The organism is Bacillus sp. OTU2372 (assembly GCF_038440275.1).
Lineage (GTDB): Bacteria > Bacillota > Bacilli > Bacillales > Cytobacillaceae > Neobacillus > Neobacillus bataviensis_B.
Genome location: NZ_JASATK010000001.1, coordinates 881,404 through 904,401 on the forward strand (window position 1 = coordinate 881,404; position 22,998 = coordinate 904,401).

Here is a 22,998-nt window from a genome sequence, read left to right on the forward strand (position 1 = left end):
TTATCCTCTTACGTTTTTTAGCGTAAGGGGATTTTTTTTGTACTAAATCAAAGTAAACAACTTGCATAAAAACTTTATATTTCTTTTGTGCAGTTTGCCCATTTATTGAAAGATTAAAATAACTTAAACTTTAACAGATGAAAAGCGCTTTCATGTGCTATGTGAATTCTTATTTACATAAACTAATCGTTTTTTAACTATTAAGAAGACCGGCGGGATGATATGAAATTAGTTAAGGAAATTCTTCGTTTGGCCATTCCATCAATTGCAACCTTCTCATCGATGACCGTTACAGGTTTGCTAATCCTGATGATTGTTGGAAAGTTGGGGGCTACAGCAATTGCAGTCGTAGGGATCACCAATGTTTTAATGTACAATTTATGGGCATTGTTTTCCGGTAATCAAGGAGCTATCAATTATTTGGTTGCTCAAAACTATGGGTCAAGAAATATGAAGCTGGGCAATCAACGGATGCAAATAGCGTTGATCTTAGCGGCTTTACAAGCCATTCTCTTATTTGTTGCTAGTTATGTGGTTCCTCATTTTATTTTAGAAGTCATGGGTTCAAACACAGCAATTTTAAAGCTTGGGATTCCATATGTTCAAGTGCGTATGTTTGCGATGATGTTCACTGTTTTTAATATTATTTTTTATGCGTATATGAGGGCAACGGGGGATACTCGTACTCCCATGAATATCTCTTTAATTAACAGCGCGCTAGTGGTGTTCTTAACCTATGCACTTGCATATGGAAAGTTTGGTTTTCCAAAATTAGGCTTACAAGGGGCAGGTTGGAGTATGGTGGCAGCCGAGGGGATAACGTTTCTCCTCAATCTGCTTGTTTATTTCCGATTCCTAAACGAAAAATATTTTACTCGTTCCTGGATTCCGATTGAGAGGCATCAGGTTCAATTACTTCTGTTTGAAAGTTCGAAACTAGGAATTACAGAGTTGTCCAATAGTATGGGTATGCTAGTGTTTACCGCTTGTATCACTCGGCTTGGTACAGTGGCGATTGCAGCCAATGAAATTGCCCTAAACATTCTGTCCTTTGGGTTTATGCCAGCAAATGGATTTGGTGCTGCGTCTACCGTTGGTATTGGGCAGGAAATCGGCAAAGGGCGGCCGCTCGAAGCAAAGCGGTTTGGGTTGGTAACCGTGTACCTTGGTTTAGGGTTTATGTTTTTGATTTCAATCATATTGTTTGTTTTTGCCTTACCAGTTGCCAAATTGTACACCGCAGATTCTGCCGTGTATTTAACATCTGTTTCCCTGATCCATTTAGCTTCGTTCATTTTATTGTTTAGCGGATCAGGTATTATTCTTGCAGGCGGGTTAAGGGGAGTAGGAGATACAACCTTCTTGTCTCGAACTTCTTTATTGTTAAACTGGATTTTCTTTGTTCCGTGCACTATTTTGTTAACTCAAGTTTATCAGCTTGGCCAGACGGGTGCTTGGACAGCTTTTTGCAGTTTAATCGTTCTTCAATTTTTAACAAACGCTTGGCGATTTAAGTCTTACAACTGGACATTGGCAAAGAGCAAATCATCTACGATCGCTAAAAGTCCGTCGATTAACGCATAAAAATAGTGGCTGTGAATGTTCATATTGCAATCACCATAAAGGTTTCCCCTTATGCTATTAAGTAATAGCGAAAGGGGATTTTTTTTGTCCTATTATTTTCCTATAATTACTTTTGACATTTCTATAATTGAAAGATAAGTTAAATAAAAGAATATAAGTGAAAAGGAAAAATACTATGTTGAATATTAAGAGACTCCCGAATCGTGTTCGGAATTATTTGCATCAAAAAATTTTTCGTAAAATAGGAGCAAATATTCGATATAAATTAATGTTCCTGTTGTTATCTGTCATGATTGTTCCGTTACTAATCCTAATAATTTTCTCAATCAATGTATCACAAAGTAATTATGAAAAAGAAGTAATCAGTTCAAATGAGTCGAGAATCGTTTTAGCCGGTAAATATGTGGATGAAAAATTAAAAGAAAGCGACAAAATCTTATTTGCTAGTTTAATTGACGAGAAATTAATACCTAGTATAAGTCAAACGAATGATGAAAATGTACCATTGAATTTTAGTACATTAAACTACATAAAAGACAAATTATATTCAATTTATTATAGGAATGAGCATCTTGATCGTTTCTCGATTTATGCTAAAGAAAAAAGTACTGTCTACTCTATAACAGAAGAAGATTTTAAAGTTTCGAAAATAGCAAATCTTAAGGGAACCAACTGGACTAAGTTAGGGGTCAATCCACATTATCTTTTTGATAGTGGAGGTCCTGAACAGAATTTTTCACTAACAAGAAGCATTATTCGGTTTGAGGATCGAAAAATAGTAGGCGGGGTATCAATAGATGTTAATTGGAATATAGTCGACAGTGTTATTGAGATGTTGAAATCAGAAAAAGAAAGCTCTGTTTATCTATTAAATAAGCAAGGACAAATTGTTTATAATCCTAACAATAATAAAGCTCCAGCCGTAGATTTCAAAAAAATAATCAAGCAAATCAATAACAGTAAGAAGAATGTTTACTATCTAAAAGATAAAAAAGGTTATATTTTCTTTCAAAAGGCATTTAACAATCAAGTGACCATTGTTAAGGTTATCCCTAAAACAATGATTATGAACGGTGTAACAAAGACATTGGTTTATGCCATTATCATTGGTGTTTTTTCTATTATACTAACAATATTTTTATCTATTTTTATAGCATTAAGAACGACTAAGCCCATTATTCAATTAGTGGATGCAATGCATGAAGTCGAAGAAAATAACTTTGATGTAAGAATTGAAACCGATCGTAATGACGAAATTGGCCTGCTTGAAAAAAGATTTACATCTATGGTTTTTCGAATTAATGAATTAATAGAAAAAGAGTACAAAAGTGAAATTGCAACAAAAGAAGCTCAGTTTAAGGCGCTGCAGGCACAAATCAATCCTCATTTTCTCTATAATACACTTCAGTTAGTTGGAGGAATGGCAGTGGCCCATAATGCTGAAAGGATTTACAGGGTCATCAGTGCACTAAGTGATATGTTCCGCTACATAACCGGAAAGCAAGGAGATATGGTTCTAATAGAAAATGAAATCGAGCATATAAAAAATTATCTATATATTCAAAATCAACGGTTTGATGGCAAAATCGAAACGGATATTTTTGTAGAGGAAGGTACCGAGGGATATAAAATCCCAATGCTGACGATACAGCCGTTAGTGGAAAATGCATTTAATCATGGGTTCGAACAAAAAGTTGGAAATTGGAAACTATCGGTTGAGGTGCAAAAAGTATTCGATGATATAGAAATAACAATTACAGATAACGGAGTAGGAATACCAGAAGAAAAATTAAAGAGTCTTATTGGGCAAATCAATAATTTATCTCAGCCCTTTAAAATAAAAGGAAGCATAGGAATTAAAAATGTTGCCGCCAGAATTGGATTGTACTTTGGAAATGATTACGGCCTTGATATTTTCAGCGAAGTCGACAATGGAACACAAATTGTTATTCGAATTCCCGCTAAGGCGCAATTGGAGGTATAAAATGATTAAAACATTAATTGTTGATGATGAAAAATGGACAAGAGAAACGATTAAAATGTTTGGAAAATGGGAGCTTTATGGAATCACAGCTATAAAGGAGGCACCTGATGGACAAGAAGGGTTGAAGTTAATTGAACAATGGACCCCTGACATTGTCATCACTGATATGAAAATGCCTGGTGTGGACGGCATGGAATTACTTCGGGTTGTAGCAGAACGTTACCCTCAGATTAAACTCATTGTGGCAAGCGGCTATGATGATTTTAACTATATGCGCCAGGCGATTCGCTCGAAAGTCAATGAGTATCTGTTGAAACCGATCAATGCAGACGAATTAAATCTTACCTTAGAAAAATGTACGAAGGAGATCGAAAGTCAACTAAGGTCCCATTTGAAACCCTTTTCGTTTTTAAATAAAGATATATCTACGTTAATTATAGATTATAAAAAAACGATTGTATCTTTTTTGGATGAATTAAATGCAGAGGGCTTTGAAAATATTATGCAGCGTTTTTTCAAAGAATTAATGAAAATCGATGTGATTGACAATAATGCTATGGCAAAGATTGAACACGAGTTTATTCTAATTTTAGAAGGGCTAATGATTAAGAATAATTGTAATGTCTTAGATGTGTATAAGAATGAAGAATTAATCTATGATAGCGGCCTATCACTGGATTTAATCATGAAGAAACAACAGGAATTAGGAAAACGTTATATTGAATATATGCTCCAGTTGAAGAAACGAAAAGGTAGAGTCGATTTGGAGGAAATTAAAGAGTATATTGAACGAAATTTTGCAGAGTCCCATATCTCATTGGATGTCTTAGCCAACAAATTTTTTGTTAGTAAAGAATATTTAAGCAAAGCTTTCAAAGCTATGTATGAATGCAATATCACAGAGTATATTGTTAGCCGACGAATGGAATATGCGAAAAAATTAATTGAAGAAAATGAACTTCAAATCAAAAGCATTGCCCAAATGGTGGGTTATGAGGACCTTTCTTATTTTTATCGTGTGTTTAAAAAATACTACAAAATTTCACCAGGTGAAATGAGGCAAGGTTAAAAAAGTCCAAATGTAAGCGCTAATATTTTCAATATTCGTAAACCGAGGAAGTGTTTATGATTAAAGTGTAAGTTAAAACTTTAACAGGGGGCCACAAAAATGAAGAAAGCGATTTCATCGGTGCTAAGCTTAATGCTTGGAATTGGTTTGTTAGCAGGTTGCAGTTCAAATGATACTGCTTCAGGCCAAAATGACACAAAGGCGTCGAAACAAGTTGAACTTAAGGTATTCATTGGACAACCACGATTTAAAAAGCAATATGAAACATATTTTGATCAGTTTGTTAAAAAAGAAAAACAAGATAAAAGTATTGATGTCAAAATCAAATTAGAATTACCAAATGTAAACCAAGCATCACAACTATTAAAAACAAGATTAGCTTCTGGTGATAGCCCTGACATCTTTAGTCTGCATGCCATAAATGATATCCCGCTTTTTAATAAGGCTGGTTATCTAGAAGATTTATCAAAGGAACCGTTTGCTGATAAGTTGTATGACACGGTTAAACCAGCTGTAACCACAACCGACGGAAAAGTAGTAGCTGTTCCACTAGAGACTCTTCAATGGGGATACTTATACAATAAGAAAATCTTTAGTGACTTGGGCTTAAAAATACCACAAACGATGTCGGAAATGAAAGAAACTGTTAAAGTACTAAAACAACATAATATCACACCGTTTTTGTTAACTTATAAGGATGCTTATATCCCGCAATTATTTTTGCCACTCACAGTAGGTGGGGACGTCAGTACTACGACTCCTGACTTTATTAAGAGCATGAATGAAGGAAAAGGTTCTTTCAAAGATGTTAAAGACCTGTTCAATATCATGGATTTAGTCAATGCAAACGGAACAAAGCGTGCCTTTGAGAACGGACAAGATCAAGGTGCATCTGATTTTGCAAATGGCAAGGCTGCGATGTGGGTACAAGGACCATGGATGGCTGATTCTATTGTAAGTGCAAATAAAGACTTTGAATTTGGGGTAGCACCACTGCCTATTAATGATGATCCAAAAGCAACTTTATTGAATTTGAGTACATCAACATCACTTGCTGTTTCCAAAATGAGTAAAAACAAAGCAGTGGCAAAAGATCTAATAAATTATATTCTTGATGATAAAGATTCCAGTGATTTCTATAAGAGTCTTGGATTTAATGCCGTCTCTAAAGTTCATACATTTGAACCATTTCCATGGTTAAAAGAATCTTCTGATTATGTTTCACAAGGAAGGGCTTATCAGGATCCAGCTATTCCATCTGCTGTTAAAGACGAGTCGCAAAAATTATTCCAGAGTTATCTTGCAGGTGATGCATCAAAAGCGGATGTCATCAAAGGGTTGGATCGTGCCTGGGATCAATTCAATAAAAACAATAAGTAAATTGATCATTATCAGCCAATGATAAAGGCAGCTCTACAGCTGTCTTTATCATTATCAAAAATTAAACGTCAGTGGGGTGGGTGCAATGCCACAGTTAGGGAAACAAAGCAATCAAATGGCTATAAACCAAGTTCAATCGAAAATAAGCTCAAAAAGCTCCTTAAGTTTAAAAAGACAAAAAGGTACTCTTAGTCTACTATTATTTGTTCTTCCGGCCTTTATCTTTTATTTTGTGTTTTTATTGATTCCAACGGTTGGGGCAGGTTTTTATAGCTTTACCGATTGGAATGCATTATCGCAAACCTTTCATTTTGTTGGTTTTAGTAACTATATTGAAGCGTTTAAAGATGACCCAGATTTTCGTCATTCCTTTTTCTTTACTTTAAAATATACGGCTTTCATGTTTGTTTTCCAAAATGTAATCGCTTTACTCCTAGCACTTTTTATTGAAACCAGGGTTAGGACGAAAGGATTTTTTCGAACCATCTTCTTTATGCCAAATATGTTAAGTTTAATTATTAGTGCGTTAATGTTTTCCTTTATTTTTTCAAATGTTCTTCCGGAACTATCAAAAAAAGCCATTTTTCATCTTCTTGATCAACCATGGATCGGTGACGCAAAAGTTTCCTTCTATTCTATCCTAATCGTCTCATTGTGGCATGGGATTGGCTATATGATGGTCATTTATATGGCAGCACTGCAAGGTGTACCGTCACACCTAAAAGAGGCGGCCATGATTGATGGAGCAAATCCATTCCAAAGACTTATTCATGTAACGATTCCAATGATTATGCACGCGATTACCATTTGTGCTTTCTTAACATTGAATGGTGCCTTCAAAGTGTTTGATGTTGTTTATGCACTCACTGCAGGCGGCCCTGGAAGATCGACACAGGTAATGGCCCTAAATATTTATGAAGAGGCATTCTCCAATAATTTTAGATATGGTTATGCCAATGCAAAAGCAATGATACTCTTTCTCATTGTTTTAGTGATTACATTGATTCAAGTCAAAGTGTTGAAAAAGAAAGAGGTGGAAGCATAATGAAAAGACTATACGGGGTAGCTGCTACTCTTATTCTAGCAATCTTTGCGGCCATATCGTTTTTCCCCATCTACATGGCTTTTATTAATTCCTTTAAAACACAAGGAGAAATTTTTAAATCCGTTTTAAAACTGCCGACTAAATTGCATTTTGAAAATTATACGGGTGTATTTGAGCAGCTAGATTTATTTCATAGCGCCTGGAATACGTTCCTTGTCACGGTAATAGGATTAGCGGGAATTGTTATTTGCGGTTCACTGGCCGGTTATAAATTAGCAAGGACTCCTGGGAAATTAAGTAATTTTATCTTTACTTTATTCCTCGCATCTATGCTTGTGCCTTTTCACTCGATTATGATTACCTTAACCAAAATTGCAAAAGGGTTACATGTACAGGGATCTATTTATGGATTAGGGCTCATCTATATTGGGCTTGGAGTCAACATGGCCATCTTTTTATATCACGGTTTCGTTAAAACCATCCCAAAAGAGCTGGAGGAAGCGGCAAGAATTGATGGATGTAATGACTTTCAGATCTTTACGAAAATCATATTTCCTCTTCTAAAGCCAATCACAGCGACCATCCTTATTTTAGATATATTGTGGCTATGGAATGATTTCTTATTGCCATTGATAATGTTGACAGATGTAAATAATTATACTCTTATGTTGTCGGTTAACATGTTATTTGGGGAATACAACAGTGATTGGCCAAAGATTCTTTCAGGGCTAATCATTACAGCTTTGCCTGTTGTCGTGTTCTATGCGATTTTCCAAAAATACATTCTTAAGGGAATTGCAGATGGTGCAATTAAATAAAGCAATTGGTTCGCACAGAATAGGAAGGTGAGAATACTATGAAACAATTATTATACGGCGTTGCCTATTATGATGAATACATGCCTTACGAACGATTAGAAAAAGATATTGATATGATGAAAGAGGCGGGGATTAATGTTGTCCGCATTGCTGAATCCACGTGGAGCACCCATGAACCGCAGAACGGAGTGTTTGACTTTTCTTCTGTGGACCGGGTACTGAATGCCATGCATAGTGCGGGAATCAGAGTCATTGTTGGGACACCAACCTATGCAATCCCAACTTGGATGGTGAAAGAACATCCAGATGTCTTGGCAATTACCCCAAAGGGACCGGGAAAGTATGGGGCTCGTCAGATAATGGATATCACCAATCCTACTTATCTTTTTTATGCCGAACGGATTATCCGGAAATTGATTGGACATGTTAAGGATCACCCAGCCGTTATAGGCTACCAGACGGATAATGAGACAAAGCACTATGACACTGCGGGTCCAAATGTGCAGATATTGTTTGTAAAGTACATGAAAGAAAAGTTTAAGACGCTAGAGAATATTAATGATCTTTTTGGCCTTGATTACTGGAGCAATCGTATTAATAGTTGGGAGGATTTTCCTTCAGTTGTTGGAACAATAAATGGCAGTTTGGGATCAGAGTTTGCTAGATTTCAAAGACAGCTAGTAACGGAGTTTCTTTCCTGGCAGGTTTCAATAGTTAATGAGTATAAACGTCAGGACCAGTTTGTTATGCAAAACTTTGATTTTGAATGGCGCGGTTATTCCTATGGGATTCAACCAAGAGTAGACCATTTTGAAGCGGCTAAGGCATTTGATATTACTGGAGTAGACATTTATCATCCATCACAAGACGATTTAACCGGAATTGAAATTTCTTTTGGCGGAGACGTAGCTCGTTCTACAAAGGGAACCAATTATCTTGTTGTTGAAACCGAAGCACAAGCTTTTACCAATTGGGTTCCATATCCGGGGCAGCTAAGGCTTCAGGCATTTTCTCATTTAGCTTCAGGAGCTAACATGGTCGCCTACTGGCATTGGAATTCTATCCACAACTCATTTGAAACTTATTGGAAAGGGTTGCTCAGCCATGATTTTGAACCCAATCCTGTATACAATGAAGCAAAAACAATAGGCAAGGATTTTGAAAGACTCTCTCCACATCTAGTAAATCTGAAGAAAAATAATAAAGTTGCTATATTGGTTAGCAATGAATCATTGACGGCTTTGGATTGGTTTAAATTTAATTATTCTAGTTCCAAAAATTACAATGATATTGTTCGAATGATGTATGATGAGCTTTACAAAATGAATATTGGCTGTGATTTTGTTAATCCATCTAGTGATCATTTTGAAGACTATGAAATGATCATTGTTCCAGCCTTGTATACTGCTCCTAACCGATTGCTAGAGCGATTAAACGAGTTTGTTAGAAACGGTGGTCACGTCGTATATACCTTCAAGAGTGGATTTACGGACGAACATGTAAAGGTAAGAACGACTCATCAACCGGGGATTATTAATGAGGCATGCGGCATTTATTACAATATGTTCGTCGAACCGAAGAATGTTTCCTTAAGAGATGATCCTTTTCAGGTGGGCCAAGAAAATAATACAGTGGAAACTTGGATGGAACTACTAACACCAACCACGGCAGAAGTATTGGCATATTATGATCACCCGCACTGGGGCAAGTATGCAGCTATCACAGAAAATCAGTATGGCAAAGGACTAGCAACCTATATTGGTTGTATCCCTAGTTCCGCGATCATGCAAAAGATATTGGAGCATGCCATTAAAAAGGCGAATCTGTGGGGAGTAGACCAAGAGCTCTCCTTTCCGTTAATCGTTAAGTCGGGGATAAACGAAGAAGGAAAGCATGTTCATTATTACTTTAATTACTCAGATGTTCCAAATTCTCTAAGGTATTCCCATAAAGACGGTGTTGAATTGTTAACGGTTAGGACTGTGAATATGGCGCAAACATTGGACGTAGAGCCTTGGGGAGTCCTTATTATTGAAGAGATGTAAAATCTATGCATGGTTCTGTTGTTAGTGATTGATGTTTAATGAATTAACATGTAAAGGCAACAAACCCATTATTTTGGGTAGTTGCCTTTTTTGATATGTCTTAATTATTTTTTATATTCTTCTTAAGTTGAATCTCTTTTACCTTCTGATATTGTTCATCAGGCCACCATGCCCCGCAATCGTCAGTTACGACACAAGCCGCACACTTTTCAAAATCATAGACTTTCATTCCAGTAATAGGAGGCGAATACAGATGGAGTGTGACCAAGTTCGTCTGATTAGAGGCCTGCATTTTATGGATGGCTTTTCTCGGGGCATAAAAATATTTCCCTTGATGGTGATACTCACGAAACAATTCAGCAGGTAAACCAGTCCCGCTCATCTCATAAACTGAATTAAGGGAGGTACCAGAAAGGACTTGTATCCAGCCATGGGAATTACCATGATCATGAGGGGCACATTCCAGCTGAGACCAATTCATTACGAGCATCTCTACTTCCTCATTTTTGAAAAGAAGTTTACGATTATATGGTTTACCCAGGGATGGCTCTGGCAAGTTATTAAAATCTTTAAGTTTTATATCTAGTTTTAAGAGAGCATCCTTTAACTGTGCTTTAGAGGGATTTTTTAAGGTGTCTAACACATTCTTTATCCTACTAGTCAAAGTCATAAGCTCTCCTCCTATGGACGTTTATTCTTGAAGAGGCTGAACAACTGAGGCACAAGCTGACCATTAACAATAATGACTCCAATTATAATTATGATTCCCCCAGCAACACTTATGAATAAAACTTTTTCTTGTAATAGCAGGACAGCAGCAATTAATGTTGAGACAGGCTCCAAATATAGAAACATCGACACTTTGGATGCCTCTAACACTTTCAGCGCCTTCCCCCAGTACCAATATGCGATTCCAGAAACAAAAACACCAAGGAACAACAAATGGGCCCACTCTGTATGGTCCAAAAGTGAAAGGGATTCCCAACCTTTGCTGCGCATAATAAATGGTGTGGTAAGGACCAAGCCAATTAAACTCATATAAAATGTCACCAACAGAGGGGAATAAGGTATTCGTAAACTTTTAAATATCACCGAATAAACAGCCCAGTTTAATGTGCTCAAAATCATAAGCAAAAATCCTATATTAATGGAGAATTGAAAGGAATGTCCACTTCTTGTTGATGTGACTAGCAGTACTCCTGTAATTGCCAGCACCATTCCCGTCGCCTTTGTTATAGTCATCTTTTCGTTCAAAAAAAGAATGGAAAGGATGACCGTAAAGATGGGGGATAACGAAATAAGCCATCCTGCCGAAGAAGCATTGATGGTTAATAATGCTGTCGCTTGGAGTATTTGATGGACGAATACTCCAAGAATGCCAAGTATTATTAAATGTGGGAGATATGTAATAGAAACGAATAGCCGAATACGCTTTATTACTAATAATAAAAGCAAAAACAAGGCTCCGATGCCAAAACGAAGAACAATAATTGAAAAGGGGTCAAGTTTTTCTAGCACCGCCTTCGTGGATACAAATGAAACTCCCCAAAAACTAATTGATATCAGTGCGTATAACGAAGCGGTTACCTTCGATTTATAATGACTCATAGCTGAACATTCCTTTCAGCAAAAAGATATTATTTTATTTTATGCTTGTCCTGAAAGATGATGTTTGTTTATAGGGGAACAGAGGAAAGATAAGGGGAGATTTGGGAACTTGACCATTGCTTTAAAACATGTTACCATTAGGTCACATGTTTTATGTGACTATATGTTCACATATGATTCAGCCATAACATTTTGAAGGGATCTTTGGTATGGAAGACGAACTTTCCACCCTATTTAAAGCATTAGGACATCCAATTCGCAGACAAATTCTTGATATTCTGAAGGAATCGCCTAAAACGACAGGCGAACTTGACGACTATTTTCCGGAAGTCTCAAGGTATGCAATTATGAAGCATTTATCATTACTTGAGGAAGGGAACTTAATTGTAGTGAGGCGTGAAGGAAAATACCGACGCAATTTTCTCAACGCAGTTCCACTCCAGATGATGCATAACCGATGGATTGGAAAATATATGGAATCAACTGCTAATTCACTACTAAATTTGCAAGCAGTTGTAGAAAACAAAGGAGGAGATTTTAGAATGAAAGCAACAGAACAAGAACAAAGCAGAGTTTTTAAAATTGAACAAGAGGTATTAATTAATGCTCCCCGTGAACAAGTATTCCAAGCATTAACAGAACAGGCTGGTGATTGGTGGGAGTTCCGCTTGGCACCAAAAGGGGAATCGTCGCAATTCACCTTTAGCCCAGTACCAGGCGGACAATTCATCGAAAAATGGGGTGAAAATCAGGGAGCCGTATGGGGCAATGTTTACTATGTGAACGCCCCAGAAGAAATCCGCCTCCATGGTCATTTAGGAATGCAAGGAGCCGTTAACAGTTCCTATACTTATCGTCTTATTGAGAAGGAAGGATCGACCTTGCTGCAACTTTCCCATCATGCATCTGGCATCATTCGCGAAAACTGGGAACAAGAGCACTCTGAAGGGTGGAAATATCTTTTAGGCACCTTGTTGAAAAATTATGTAGAACAAAATCAATGAAAAACATCTTAGTTGGTATTGGGAAGTGAATGAAGTTATGGTAGACGTAGTAACAGAAATAAATATCCACTCTCCTCTTAAACAAGTTGCGGAGTATGCAGCTAATCCTGACAATGCTCCTGAATGGTATGAAAACATCAAATCAGTAGAATGGCAATCACCAAAACCGCTAGCAATCGGTTCGCAAATTGCCTTCAAAGCTCATTTTTTAGGTAAAGAGTTAGCATATATATACGAAGTTGTCGAATTTGTTCCAAGCCATAAGCTCGTGATGAGAACAGCTGACGGACCGTTTCCAATGGAGACAACCTACATTTGGGAATCGATTGATAACAATGGAACTAGAATGACACTGCGAAACAGGGGGAATCCAACTGGATTTTCAAAACTGTTCACTCCATTCATGGGATCGATGATGAAAAAAGCTAACAAAAAAGACTTGGAAAAAATAAAATATATCCTTGAAAAAAATATGTAGGGGAAAGGGAGGAACAACGTTTGAAAGCTAATGTCCCAGGTAACACTAGATTACCAGATTAAGTTTTATTAAAGTTCTATAAAGTTTTTATTCTCAAAAAAAGAACTGTCCTAAAAAGGAACAGTACCAGTCTCTTAACCCATCATAAAATCAGAAGCATTTATACCCGCAACCAATGATTCTCTTGCTAGTTCTAACTCAAGTCTAATGAATAGAAGCTGTCCATTAAGTTTATCGTTCTTACTACTTAACAATATAGCTTGGTTAATATTATTAATCGATTCGTTATTCTTATTTAAAGCCAGTGAAATTCGATTATCAGAAAGATTAATCAATAATTCATTATCTTGGATTTCAGGAGCTACAGGTATATTTGGAAAAAGGGGGTCACTTGGGAGATAAGTATCAAAGGGTAGAGACTTAATGGCCAGATAGGACTCTGTAAGACTATCAATCGCATCTTGGTAGAATTGTTCTTTTATCGGATTCGGAGGAAAAGGAAAAGCAGTCAGTTCCCGAAAAAAGATTAAGGCACTTTCTGTATATCGAATGGCTTGTACCGTATAAGCCAAGGCAAATCTGACATTTGTCAACATGTTAGAAGACATATTCTTCACTCCTAATTGATGAATTCTATTTAGTGTATGTAATTAAGGCGAGCCCGTAATGGACAAGTAGGTAATTTATAAATATGTTGATTCAGCATTCTGTATATACGTTCAACCTCTTCCGTGAATTCAAGGAAAGAGGTTATTTTTTAGTTTTAAAGCATGATAATCCATGAAAGATGATGGGGAAATCCATTGTGATTGTTAGAAAGTTAGGATATCCTTAGCATATTCCTTTATGAAGGAGCGGTTACGATGAGAAATGCTTCCATCTTTAGAGAACATTTTTTGTTACATAAGTGGAGTTATTTACTTGGATCCATCCTTTTATCGATTTCACTCATACTACAGTTATGGGTTCCAATGTTACTAAAGGAATTCACAGATGGACTGCAAAATGAATCCATTAAAGTTTCGGAACTGTGGGGATTAGCCTTATGGTTTACAATTCTAGGAATTGGTACATTTTTGTTTCGGTCAAGTGGACGAATCTATATATTTCGAATGTCAAGAATCTTGGAACGGGATCTGAGGACTCAATTGTTTTCTCATTGGGAGAAAATGCAAGCAGAATACTTCCAGAATCAGCGAATTGGGAATTTGATGGCTCATGCCGTAAACGATGTAAATATTCTAAGGCAAATTGGCATGCAAGGTTTTTTTCAAATGGTAGAAGCAGCTGTATTAATTACGATTGCTGTAATTATGATGGCTGGAACGATTAATCTTTATTTAACGCTCCTTGTTTTATTACCTTTACCCGGATTAACGTATATTGCCTATCGGTTTCGGACTAAGATACTAACACATTCTCTAAAAGTACAAGAGGCGATAGGCACATTAACAAGCCGTGTCCAAGAATTTTGTGCCGGAATTAGTGTAATTAAAACATATGTTCAAGAAGAAGAAGAAACATTGAAGTTTGCAAAAGAAAATAAGTCAAACGTTGAGGTAAATAAACAATTAATTCGCTCAAACTCCCTTTTTACCTCACTAAGTCAAGGGATTATTGGACTTAGTTATTTACTATCAATCGTAGTGGGTTCCATTTTGGTCATGAAAGGCACTATCACACTTGGGGATTTTGTCGCTTTTAATACGTATTTATCCATGTTGATAGGCCCAATTGAAAACATTGGTAAGGTCATTAATCTACTCCAACAAGGAAAAGCCGCAGATTACCGAATTCGTCATGTATTATCCACTGAACCTGAAATTAAAGATGAAGAACGGGTGCTCCCTTTAACTTTTATTAAGGGGAATATAAAAATAAAAAATTTATCTTTTAAGTATCAACTGAACAAGGAGTACGCTTTGCGCAATATCAACGTTTCAATCCCTAAAGGAACCAGTTTGGCCATTGTTGGGAAAGTAGGCAGTGGAAAATCAACCTTAGTCAACTTACTTCTACGTTTATACAATCCTCCTAAAAACACAATCTATATCGATCAACATGAAATTCGCGATGTCCCATTAAAAACACTTCGTTCTTCCATTGCATATGTCCCGCAAGACAATTTTTTATTTTCCGAGACAATCAAAGAAAATATTGCTTTTGATCCAAAATCTTATCAGGATGAGCAAATTTTTCATGCAGCAAGGCAAGCACACATTTATGACGACATAATGGATTGTCCAGAACAGTTCAGTACAGAATTAGGTGAAAGAGGACTGTCATTATCCGGCGGCCAACGGCAGCGTGTTAGTATTGCAAGAGCATTAATTAAACCATCACCTATAATGATTTTTGATGATAGTCTGTCAGCAGTAGATTCAAAAACAGAAGCTAATATTTTAAGAACTCTTCGGACCGAAATGAAGAGTCGAACCTCCATCATTATTAGTCACCGAATATCTACCATTCAGGATGCTGACCAAATTATTGTTATGGATAATGGTGAAATTGTGGAAAGGGGGACACACCTGACACTTTTAAAAGAAAATGGAATCTATAAAAAAATGTATGACCAGCAGACAACAGAGCACACACTAGTGCAGTCCAAGTTCCCTTCCATTCATGAGAGAAAAATTCTTATTAAAAGAAGGAGGGGCTAATGATTCGAAATGAAAAAGAGGGAAACCATCCAAAAATGGCTGACCGTCAACTTGCAAAGGGAATGCTATCGTTCGCTAAACCATATTGGAAACTGATTTTATTTTCGATTCTGTTAACGGGATTTATTGTTATAGCCAGCTTAGCGCAGCCCTTTATACTGAAAATCGCGATTGACTCCCACATAAATGGATTATATAACCCGATGATTTCTACTCAGCAGTCAAAAGCCCACATAGTAAAAGAACGATTGAAAAAAGATGACATCTCATTTAAGGAAATAGCTATCTTGGACCATAACGTTTATTTTCGATTGAATCCTTCCGATTCTCCATTTCAACCGATTTCGGGAACTCAGAAAGTTGCTATCGTACCAATAAAAAATTCCTATTATCTTGTTCATGGTTGGAATAAAGGATTCAATCAGAGTAAGGATTATAAAGTCAATTCAAGAAACAATGAAATCATGATCAGCGGTCATTCATATCCAATTACTCTCTTACATTCTAAAGAGGTAAATGTATTTAGAACAAATGATTATCAAGGGTTAATCTATTTAGGAATCCTGTATTTATTATTGATCATCGGTTCTGCCTTATGTACCTATTTTCAGAATAACTCCCTTCAATTTACTGGGCAGTATGTGATTTACGATTTTCGGAAAGCACTGTTCCGGCATTTTTCCCGATTGCAGATGTCATTTTATAGACAAAATCCGATTGGGAGGTTAGTAACAAGGGTTACTCATGATGTCGAATCCCTCAACCAGCTCTACTCACAAGTCATTGTTAATTTAGTAAAAGAGGTACTTATTCTAGTTGGAATCCTTATCCTGATGCTTTATATGAGTGTTAAACTAACACTTATCTGCTTCTTAGTCATCCCTGTTATTGGAATCGTGACTTTTTATTTTAAAAAGGTGTTACGTACAACCCAAAGAAATCTGCGTACACTCCTTTCAAGGCTACTTTCCTTTCTTGCCGAAAACCTCTCGGGTATGAGTATGATTCAGCTTTTTGCTCGTGAAGAAAAACAATTGCAGATGTTTAATGAATTAAATGAGAGGCATTATCGGGCTGGAATGCGTCAAACCATTATTAATTCAATCTTTAACCCTTCGATCGGCCTGTTCGGGAATATTTCGCTATCGCTATTAGTTTGGTATGGAGGAGGAAGTGTTTTAGATGGAGGTATTACCTTTGGGACAGTATATGCGTTTACACACTATGTAAGGCAGTTTTTTGAACCGCTCAGAGGACTTGCAGACAGATTTAACCAAATACAAGCGGCGCTGGCCTCAGCTGAACGAATATTTGAAACGCTGGAAACCAAACCGACTATTCTAAATCCCGTTCATGGTAAAACCCTTCCTGACAAGGTCCATGGAAATATCGTTTTTCATAACGTTTGGTTTGCTTACGAAAAAGATGATTGGGTATTAAAGGATATTCATTTCACTATAAAAAAGGGTGAAACAGTGGGAATTGTTGGAGCAACAGGTGCAGGCAAGAGCTCGATTATTCAACTGGTTAACCGGTTTTATGATAACCAAAAAGGAATCATCACCCTTGATGGCATCAATATAAAGGATGTGCATTTAAATGATCTTAGAAAACACATTGGCATTATTCAACAGGACCCATTTGTTTTTTCAGGAAGTGTATATGAAAATATCCGCTTAAATCATCGGCATGTTAGTAATGAAGACATTATAAAAGCAGCGAAATCTGTAAACATTGATTCATTTTTTAGAATGCTTCCTCAAGGATATGAAACCATGCTTGGGGAGGAAGGGACCGTCTTGTCGGCTGGTCAAAAACAGCTGCTCGCATTTTTAAGAGCGATGATTGCTGATAATGATGTGCTCATTCTTGACGAAGCTACAGCCAATATTGATACGGAAACAGAAATAGCCGTTCAAGATACTTTAAAAGAGATGTCCAAGAATCGAACAACGATTATTATTGCTCATCGCCTCTCCACGATTCAACATACAGATAAAATTATTGTTTTAGATAAAGGTAGAATCGTAGAAATGGGGAACCATCAACAGCTGGTGAGAAATCAATCAGCTTACTATCAATTATGTGTTAATCAGAACAAAGGAACACGGGTTAAGGAAAAAGTATAAATAAACGCGAAAAAGGATGGTACCTCTTTTGAGTAAGCCATCCTTTTTTAATTTTTTAATGGATAAGGGAATAATTTTTGTTCATCACTGAACTGACTAGGGGAGACTCCTACTATCTTTTTGAAAATCCTGCTGAAATAGAGTTCATCCTCATATCCTACATTTTGACTAACTTCTTTTATCCTTATATCTGAATGGGCAAGAAGCTCCTTTGCTCGATCGATCCGAAGATGGGTTAAATATTCAATCGGACTGTATCCGACATTTTTTTTAAAGAGTCTTGAAAAATGACTTTTACTTAAGCCAGCCATCTTTGCCAAGTCTGTTAAGGTTATAATCTGATTATAATGATTACTTATGTAATCAATGGTTTTTTCAATTACTTGACTTGAATCCCCTGTAACGGTTTGAGAGTGAAAGTCTTGTATAAAAGTTAGGAGCAGTTCTTGAAAAAGAATCTTTTGTTTAAAGGCGATTGTTGCACCTCTTCGTTTTGTTAAATGATTTATTTCTTCTAATAGAAGGACAACACCAGCACTGTTTTTTATGGTATACACTCCATGTAATGGAAAAGGAAGATCCTGTGGAAGTTTAAAATGCCATTGTTCCTGCTTCTCAAATGCCCAGGCATGCGTAAAACGTATAAAGTAAAATTCCAGAGGGTCTTTTGGGGCAGTTTTTTTATCGCAGATCATCCCCGGAGTAAAAATGACCAGTTTTCCTGGGGATAGTGTATTTTTTTTACCGTTTATCACAATTTCACCAGTTCCTTTTGTAACAAACCAAAGAGAATGATAGAGAGTTTTTTTTCCTTTTTTAGCCCAATTTGATGAACAAGTTTTATAACCTGCTAATAATAAGGAATACGTCAACTCATTAAGTTTTGATGCCAAACAGCTAAGTTTCATAAAGTTTGAATCTCATCCTTTATTAATAGATTCCTATTTTAAGTTATTTATATGCGAAAATTGCAAAAATATACTTGGTGCTAAATAGGTGGAGTTCTGCACTGTTTTAACGCTCATAAAAAAATAAAACCTCAGATGGCTGAGGTTTTATTTTTTTATTGGAGGATTGTTTATATCAACATGAAAAGGAAGGAGGTTGTCCTCTTCAGTTTTCCCGTAGAATTTTTCCTGAATTTCTTGATTTGCCCTATCTGCCTCGGAATTTACCTCGGAAGCTTCCCTTGCACCATAGTCTTTGAATTTTTCACTCATTTTTTGATTTGCTACCATAGCCGAATCTTTGTTTTGGTTATCTTTTAACAAATTTAATCCCTCACTTAATAATCAATAATGGAAAACAAAAAACTGTATTCTTCTTAATATAGTTTTTTAAAAAAATAAAATACACTATGCTATTAAAGAAAAAGACATATTTTTTTAATAAATAATTCTTCGGAAGACATTATATAAAAGAGAAATAATTTTTTCTAACCAAAACAAAACATAGCTACAACCTTACATCGAATTCTACAAGTTGACCTCTAAAGGTTCTTGATGAAAATGTAAGGCGGACAATAACCAAAACTTATTCTTGGGAGGACGTACAAAAATGAAAAGTCTGAGAAATTTTAGCAATTTGATGATAATGGTAACTTTAATGATGTTTGTTACTGCTTGTGGCGGTGGATCAAAAGATAAAACTACAGACACTGCTGATAAAGGTGGAAAAGAAGTTTCTGGTTCTTTAGTTGTTTCCGGCTCATCTGCAATGCAGCCCCTAATAGCTGCCGCAGCAGAGGAATTTATGGCAAATAATCCAAATGTAGATATTCAAGTAAATGCTGGGGGATCAGGTACTGGGTTATCTCAAGTAGCAGAGGGATCTGTTCAAATCGGAAACTCGGATGTTTTTGCAGAAGAAAAAGAAGGCATTCCAGCTGATCAATTAGTCGACCATAAAATAGCGGTTGTTGGAATCACTGCAGCAGTTAACCCTAATGTTGGCATTAAAGACATTTCAAAAGATAATCTTATTAAAGTTTTTACAGGGAAAATTACAAACTGGAAAGACGTTGGCGGTAAAGATCAAAAAATTGTTTTAGTTAACCGCCCTGATGCTTCTGGGACCCGCGCTGTATTTAATAAATTTGGACTTAATGGCGCTACTCCTGCAGAAGGAATTACAGAAGATTCTTCCAACACCGTTAAAAAAATTGTGAATGAAACCGATGGTGCAGTGGGTTATTTAGCCTTCTCTTATTTTACAGATGATAAAGTAACTCCACTATCAATTGATGGAGTAGAACCAACAGATGAAAACGTCCAAACAGGTAAATTCCCAATCTGGGCATACGAACATTCTTATACAAAGGGAGAACCGAGTGGAGTATCGAAAGCATTTTTAGACTATTTAATGTCAGACGACGTTCAGAACACCTTGTTAAAAGAACAGGGCTACTTACCTGTAACAAAAATGAAAGTAGAACGTGATGCTAAAGGGAATCAAACAAATAAGTAATCAACCGTTTTAGGTATAAAAAGGGTAAATGTCCTGAATGCACATTTACCCTTAAAAAGTAATTGAGGGTGATTGTGAAACATGGAAAAGCTGCTTTCTGCAAAAGAAAGATTGTTAAAATCAGGTAATAGTCGAGTGGATGGAGAATTAAGGGGAAAAATCATCGTTATTTTATGTGCTGTTATTATGATATCGGCAACCATTGCAATCACCATTTTTCTAGGATTAAAAGGGCTTCAATCCTTTATTAAGAATGGTGTTAGCTTAATTGAATTTATAACTAGTAAGAATTGGAACCCAACTAATCAAGCTAACCCTGAATATGGCACTTTACCGTTCATCTTTGGTTCCTTTGCCGTGACATTTCTGTCAGCTTTGGTAGCGGCACCTTTAGGAATAGGAGGAGCTATTTTTATGACAGAAATTGCTCCGTCTTGGGGAAGGAAAATATTACAGCCAGTTATTGAGCTATTAGTAGGAATCCCTTCTGTTGTTTATGGATTCATAGGTCTTACCGTATTAGTTCCATTTATCAGGGAGAATGTAGGAGGTCTTGGTTTTAGTTTACTTTCAGGAACCATTGTCCTGTCCGTAATGATTTTGCCAACTGTAACAACGATTGCAACTGATTCGATGAGTTCTTTACCTAAAACCCTAAGAGAAGGATCTTATGCTCTTGGTGCAACCCGATGGCAAACCATCAGAAAAGTGCTGATTCCAGCAGCGTTACCAACACTTCTCACTGCGATTGTACTTGGAATGGCGCGAGCATTTGGTGAAGCGTTAGCTGTGCAGATGGTTATTGGAAACGTAAAGGATTTACCATCAAGTTTATTAGATGCTTCTGCCACCTTAACCACCATTATTACATTAAACATGGGTCATACTACTTATGGAAGTGTAGAAAATAATACTTTGTGGTCGATGGGATTAATTTTATTAGTCATGTCGTTCGCATTTATTCTCCTTATACGCTATTTATCCTCAAGGAGGAAAATGTAATGAATACCAAAACGTCGGATCGAATTGCTTCCGGAATTTTCTATTTAATAGCTCTTATTATCATTTTGACACTTGTTGGTTTATTTTATTATATTTTGGTAAACGGATTAAAAAATATATCTTTAAATTTCTTAACAGCTCCCTCCAGCAATGTACGAGCTGGAGGCGGGATTCGGGATCAATTATTTAATTCGTTCTATGTTCTGTTTATCACCATGCTGATCGCTGTACCTCTAGGTGTCGGCGGTGGAATTTATATGGCTGAATATGCTAAACCAGGTAAGGTAACCGATACTATTCGTTCTTGTGTAGAAGTTCTAGCGTCACTCCCTTCAATTGTAATTGGTATGTTTGGTCTTCTAATGTTTGTTAATTTAACAGGTTGGGGCTATACCATCTTAGGGGGAGCATTAGCACTAACCGTATTCAATTTACCAGTTATAGTCCGAGTAAGTGAGGATGCAATTCGTTCGGTTCCAAGGGAATTAAAAGAGGCTAGTCTTGCTTTAGGTATTACTCATTGGCATACGATTAAAACAGTTATATTGCCGAGTGCATTTCCAACCATTTTAACAGGTATAATTCTTGCAGCAGGTCGTGTTTTTGGTGAAGCAGCTGCGTTATTGTTTACGGCTGGTCTATCTACACCGCGACTTGATTATGCAAACTGGAATCCATTTTCACAAACCTCACCATTAAATATCTTTCGTCCAGCAGAAACTCTGGCAGTACATATCTGGTCAGTTAATACCCAAGGATTGATTCCTGATGTCGAAGAGGTATCAAGCGGTGCAGCAGCCGTTTTAGTCATTTCAGTATTAATTTTTAATTTATTAGCCAGATGGATTGGAAGCATGATTCATCGGAAAATTACGGCAACTAAATAAAAGTAGGTGAATAAGTGTGGTTACAGCAACGAAAGAAAAGCAAGTTGAGTCGAAAATGGTTCAAAGTAATCAGAAACAAATGATTTTAAATGTAAAAAACTTAGAAATTTTCTACGGTGATAAACGAGCTGTAAACGGAATTTCAATGGGAATGGAAAAGAACTCTGTTACAGCGCTAATCGGTCCATCAGGATGTGGTAAGTCGACTTTTTTACGAAGCATTAACAGAATGAACGATCTGATTCCTGGGGCAAGAGCAAAAGGAGAAATCATTTATGAGGATTTAAATATTCTATCAGAGCAAATAAATGTGGTTGCATTACGAAAAGAAATCGGAATGGTATTTCAAAAACCTAATCCCTTTCCAAAATCCATATATGAAAATATTACCCACGCTTTAAAGTTTGCGGGAATTCGAAAGAAAAGTGAGCTGGATAAAATTGTTGAGGGTAGTCTTCGAAAGGCAGCATTGTGGGAGGAAGTAAAAGATCGACTTCAAAAATCAGCACTATCACTTTCAGGCGGACAGCAGCAACGTCTTTGTATTGCTAGGACAATTGCCATGAAACCAACCGTTATGCTTCTGGATGAGCCATCTTCAGCACTAGATCCTATCTCTAACGCGAAGGTTGAAGACCTAATATTGGAATTAAAAAAGGACTATTCGATTATTATTGTTACTCACAATATGCAGCAAGCATCGCGTATTTCAGATAAGACAGCTTTCTTTTTAAGTGGTGATTTAATTGAATATGACCTCACGGAAAAAATATTTACAAATCCTTCGATGAAAAAAACGGAAGAATATATTTCTGGAAGGTTCGGGTAAGGGGGAG

The 22,998-nt window shown here is 36.6% G+C and carries 20 protein-coding genes; 15 read left to right on the forward strand and 5 right to left on the reverse strand.

The window, feature by feature from the left end; translation table 11 throughout:
* Positions 1–222 precede the first annotated feature (222 nt).
* From AAHB15_RS04195 to AAHB15_RS04225, 7 genes are all read left to right on the forward strand, one after another.
* Positions 223–1,584, forward strand: a complete 1,362-nt coding sequence (locus tag AAHB15_RS04195; protein ID WP_335573411.1) for an MATE family efflux transporter — start codon at positions 223–225, stop codon at positions 1,582–1,584.
* A gap of 175 nt (positions 1,585–1,759) precedes the next feature.
* Complete coding sequence (locus AAHB15_RS04200; protein ID WP_342041789.1) at positions 1,760–3,568, forward strand: cache domain-containing sensor histidine kinase; 1,809 nt, start codon at positions 1,760–1,762, stop codon at positions 3,566–3,568.
* 1 nt (position 3,569) lies between these two features.
* Positions 3,570–4,637, forward strand: coding sequence for a response regulator transcription factor (locus AAHB15_RS04205; RefSeq protein ID WP_335573413.1), 1,068 nt, complete (start codon positions 3,570–3,572; stop codon positions 4,635–4,637).
* 99 nt (positions 4,638–4,736) lie between these two features.
* Positions 4,737–6,017: an ABC transporter substrate-binding protein gene (locus AAHB15_RS04210; RefSeq protein ID WP_335573414.1), complete on the forward strand. Its 1,281-nt coding sequence runs from the start codon at positions 4,737–4,739 to the stop codon at positions 6,015–6,017.
* 115 nt (positions 6,018–6,132) lie between these two features.
* On the forward strand, positions 6,133–7,062 hold the full coding sequence (locus AAHB15_RS04215; protein ID WP_335573415.1) for a carbohydrate ABC transporter permease: 930 nt from the start codon (positions 6,133–6,135) through the stop codon (positions 7,060–7,062).
* Positions 7,062–7,880: a carbohydrate ABC transporter permease gene (locus AAHB15_RS04220; protein WP_342041791.1), complete on the forward strand. Its 819-nt coding sequence runs from the start codon at positions 7,062–7,064 to the stop codon at positions 7,878–7,880. The genes AAHB15_RS04215 and AAHB15_RS04220 overlap by 1 nt, the downstream gene beginning before the upstream one ends.
* Before the next feature lie 38 nt (positions 7,881–7,918).
* Positions 7,919–9,925 carry a beta-galactosidase gene (locus tag AAHB15_RS04225; protein WP_335573417.1) on the forward strand — a complete coding sequence of 669 codons (2,007 nt, stop codon included), beginning with the start codon at positions 7,919–7,921 and terminating at the stop codon, positions 9,923–9,925.
* Between the two features lie 100 nt (positions 9,926–10,025).
* Here AAHB15_RS04225 and AAHB15_RS04230 read toward each other — a convergent pair whose 3' ends face one another.
* Together AAHB15_RS04230 and AAHB15_RS04235 are read right to left on the reverse strand one after the other, a co-directional pair.
* The gene (locus AAHB15_RS04230) at positions 10,026–10,595 is read right to left on the reverse strand and encodes a cysteine dioxygenase (protein WP_335573418.1); all 570 of its coding nucleotides are present in this window, start codon (positions 10,593–10,595) and stop codon (positions 10,026–10,028) included.
* 11 nt (positions 10,596–10,606) lie between these two features.
* The gene (locus AAHB15_RS04235) at positions 10,607–11,533 is read right to left on the reverse strand and encodes a DMT family transporter (protein ID WP_342041792.1); all 927 of its coding nucleotides are present in this window, start codon (positions 11,531–11,533) and stop codon (positions 10,607–10,609) included.
* Between the two features lie 209 nt (positions 11,534–11,742).
* Between AAHB15_RS04235 and AAHB15_RS04240 the strand changes: the two genes are divergently transcribed.
* Complete coding sequence (locus AAHB15_RS04240) at positions 11,743–12,537, forward strand: SRPBCC domain-containing protein (protein WP_342041793.1); 795 nt, start codon at positions 11,743–11,745, stop codon at positions 12,535–12,537.
* Positions 12,538–12,562: 25 nt separating this feature from the next.
* The gene (locus AAHB15_RS04245) at positions 12,563–13,015 is read left to right on the forward strand and encodes an SRPBCC family protein (RefSeq protein WP_335573421.1); all 453 of its coding nucleotides are present in this window, start codon (positions 12,563–12,565) and stop codon (positions 13,013–13,015) included.
* A 134-nt stretch (positions 13,016–13,149) separates the two neighbouring features.
* Here AAHB15_RS04245 and AAHB15_RS04250 read toward each other — a convergent pair whose 3' ends face one another.
* Positions 13,150–13,623 carry a hypothetical protein gene (locus AAHB15_RS04250; protein ID WP_144562249.1) on the reverse strand — a complete coding sequence of 158 codons (474 nt, stop codon included), beginning with the start codon at positions 13,621–13,623 and terminating at the stop codon, positions 13,150–13,152.
* Positions 13,624–13,878: 255 nt separating this feature from the next.
* Between AAHB15_RS04250 and AAHB15_RS04255 the strand changes: the two genes are divergently transcribed.
* Both AAHB15_RS04255 and AAHB15_RS04260 read left to right on the forward strand, forming a co-directional pair.
* Positions 13,879–15,678 carry an ABC transporter ATP-binding protein gene (locus AAHB15_RS04255; protein ID WP_342041794.1) on the forward strand — a complete coding sequence of 600 codons (1,800 nt, stop codon included), beginning with the start codon at positions 13,879–13,881 and terminating at the stop codon, positions 15,676–15,678.
* Positions 15,678–17,807 carry an ABC transporter ATP-binding protein gene (locus AAHB15_RS04260; RefSeq protein ID WP_342041795.1) on the forward strand — a complete coding sequence of 710 codons (2,130 nt, stop codon included), beginning with the start codon at positions 15,678–15,680 and terminating at the stop codon, positions 17,805–17,807. The genes AAHB15_RS04255 and AAHB15_RS04260 overlap by 1 nt, the downstream gene beginning before the upstream one ends.
* A gap of 47 nt (positions 17,808–17,854) precedes the next feature.
* Here the strand turns inward: AAHB15_RS04260 and AAHB15_RS04265 are convergent, their stop codons facing one another.
* Positions 17,855–18,715: an AraC family transcriptional regulator gene (locus AAHB15_RS04265; protein WP_342041796.1), complete on the reverse strand. Its 861-nt coding sequence runs from the start codon at positions 18,713–18,715 to the stop codon at positions 17,855–17,857.
* A gap of 147 nt (positions 18,716–18,862) precedes the next feature.
* Complete coding sequence (locus tag AAHB15_RS04270) at positions 18,863–19,078, reverse strand: hypothetical protein (RefSeq protein ID WP_335573425.1); 216 nt, start codon at positions 19,076–19,078, stop codon at positions 18,863–18,865.
* Positions 19,079–19,364: 286 nt separating this feature from the next.
* On the opposite strand from AAHB15_RS04270, the gene AAHB15_RS04275 reads away from it, so the two are divergent.
* The 4 genes from AAHB15_RS04275 to pstB all read left to right on the forward strand — a co-directional run bounded on the left by AAHB15_RS04275 (position 19,365) and on the right by pstB (position 22,991).
* Positions 19,365–20,273, forward strand: a complete 909-nt coding sequence (locus AAHB15_RS04275; RefSeq protein ID WP_342041797.1) for a phosphate ABC transporter substrate-binding protein — start codon at positions 19,365–19,367, stop codon at positions 20,271–20,273.
* Positions 20,274–20,354: 81 nt separating this feature from the next.
* Positions 20,355–21,275, forward strand: coding sequence for a phosphate ABC transporter permease subunit PstC (gene pstC, locus AAHB15_RS04280; RefSeq protein WP_342041798.1), 921 nt, complete (start codon positions 20,355–20,357; stop codon positions 21,273–21,275).
* The gene (gene pstA / locus AAHB15_RS04285; RefSeq protein WP_342041799.1) at positions 21,275–22,162 is read left to right on the forward strand and encodes a phosphate ABC transporter permease PstA; all 888 of its coding nucleotides are present in this window, start codon (positions 21,275–21,277) and stop codon (positions 22,160–22,162) included. Before pstC ends, pstA begins: the two co-directional genes overlap by 1 nt.
* Before the next feature lie 55 nt (positions 22,163–22,217).
* Positions 22,218–22,991: a phosphate ABC transporter ATP-binding protein PstB gene (pstB, locus tag AAHB15_RS04290; protein ID WP_342041887.1), complete on the forward strand. Its 774-nt coding sequence runs from the start codon at positions 22,218–22,220 to the stop codon at positions 22,989–22,991.
* The last annotated feature ends 7 nt before the right edge of the window (positions 22,992–22,998 follow it).

Excerpts from the sequence above, each read along its gene's own strand:
- AAHB15_RS04195 (WP_335573411.1), top strand. The coding sequence starts at position 223 with ATGAAATTAGTTAAGGAAATTCTTCGTTTGGCCATTCCATCAATTGCA.
- AAHB15_RS04200 (WP_342041789.1), top strand. The coding sequence starts at position 1,760 with ATGTTGAATATTAAGAGACTCCCGAATCGTGTTCGGAATTATTTGCAT.
- AAHB15_RS04205 (WP_335573413.1), top strand. The coding sequence starts at position 3,570 with ATGATTAAAACATTAATTGTTGATGATGAAAAATGGACAAGAGAAACG.
- AAHB15_RS04210 (WP_335573414.1), top strand. The coding sequence starts at position 4,737 with ATGAAGAAAGCGATTTCATCGGTGCTAAGCTTAATGCTTGGAATTGGT.
- AAHB15_RS04215 (WP_335573415.1), top strand. The coding sequence starts at position 6,133 with ATGGCTATAAACCAAGTTCAATCGAAAATAAGCTCAAAAAGCTCCTTA.
- AAHB15_RS04220 (WP_342041791.1), top strand. The coding sequence starts at position 7,062 with ATGAAAAGACTATACGGGGTAGCTGCTACTCTTATTCTAGCAATCTTT.
- AAHB15_RS04225 (WP_335573417.1), top strand. The coding sequence starts at position 7,919 with ATGAAACAATTATTATACGGCGTTGCCTATTATGATGAATACATGCCT.
- AAHB15_RS04230 (WP_335573418.1), bottom strand. The coding sequence starts at position 10,595 with ATGACTTTGACTAGTAGGATAAAGAATGTGTTAGACACCTTAAAAAAT.
- AAHB15_RS04235 (WP_342041792.1), bottom strand. The coding sequence starts at position 11,533 with ATGAGTCATTATAAATCGAAGGTAACCGCTTCGTTATACGCACTGATA.
- AAHB15_RS04240 (WP_342041793.1), top strand. The coding sequence starts at position 11,743 with ATGGAAGACGAACTTTCCACCCTATTTAAAGCATTAGGACATCCAATT.
- AAHB15_RS04250 (WP_144562249.1), bottom strand. The coding sequence starts at position 13,623 with ATGTCTTCTAACATGTTGACAAATGTCAGATTTGCCTTGGCTTATACG.
- AAHB15_RS04255 (WP_342041794.1), top strand. The coding sequence starts at position 13,879 with ATGAGAAATGCTTCCATCTTTAGAGAACATTTTTTGTTACATAAGTGG.
- AAHB15_RS04260 (WP_342041795.1), top strand. The coding sequence starts at position 15,678 with ATGATTCGAAATGAAAAAGAGGGAAACCATCCAAAAATGGCTGACCGT.
- AAHB15_RS04265 (WP_342041796.1), bottom strand. The coding sequence starts at position 18,715 with ATGAAACTTAGCTGTTTGGCATCAAAACTTAATGAGTTGACGTATTCC.
- AAHB15_RS04275 (WP_342041797.1), top strand. The coding sequence starts at position 19,365 with ATGAAAAGTCTGAGAAATTTTAGCAATTTGATGATAATGGTAACTTTA.
- pstC (WP_342041798.1), top strand. The coding sequence starts at position 20,355 with ATGGAAAAGCTGCTTTCTGCAAAAGAAAGATTGTTAAAATCAGGTAAT.
- pstA (WP_342041799.1), top strand. The coding sequence starts at position 21,275 with ATGAATACCAAAACGTCGGATCGAATTGCTTCCGGAATTTTCTATTTA.
- pstB (WP_342041887.1), top strand. The coding sequence starts at position 22,218 with ATGGTTCAAAGTAATCAGAAACAAATGATTTTAAATGTAAAAAACTTA.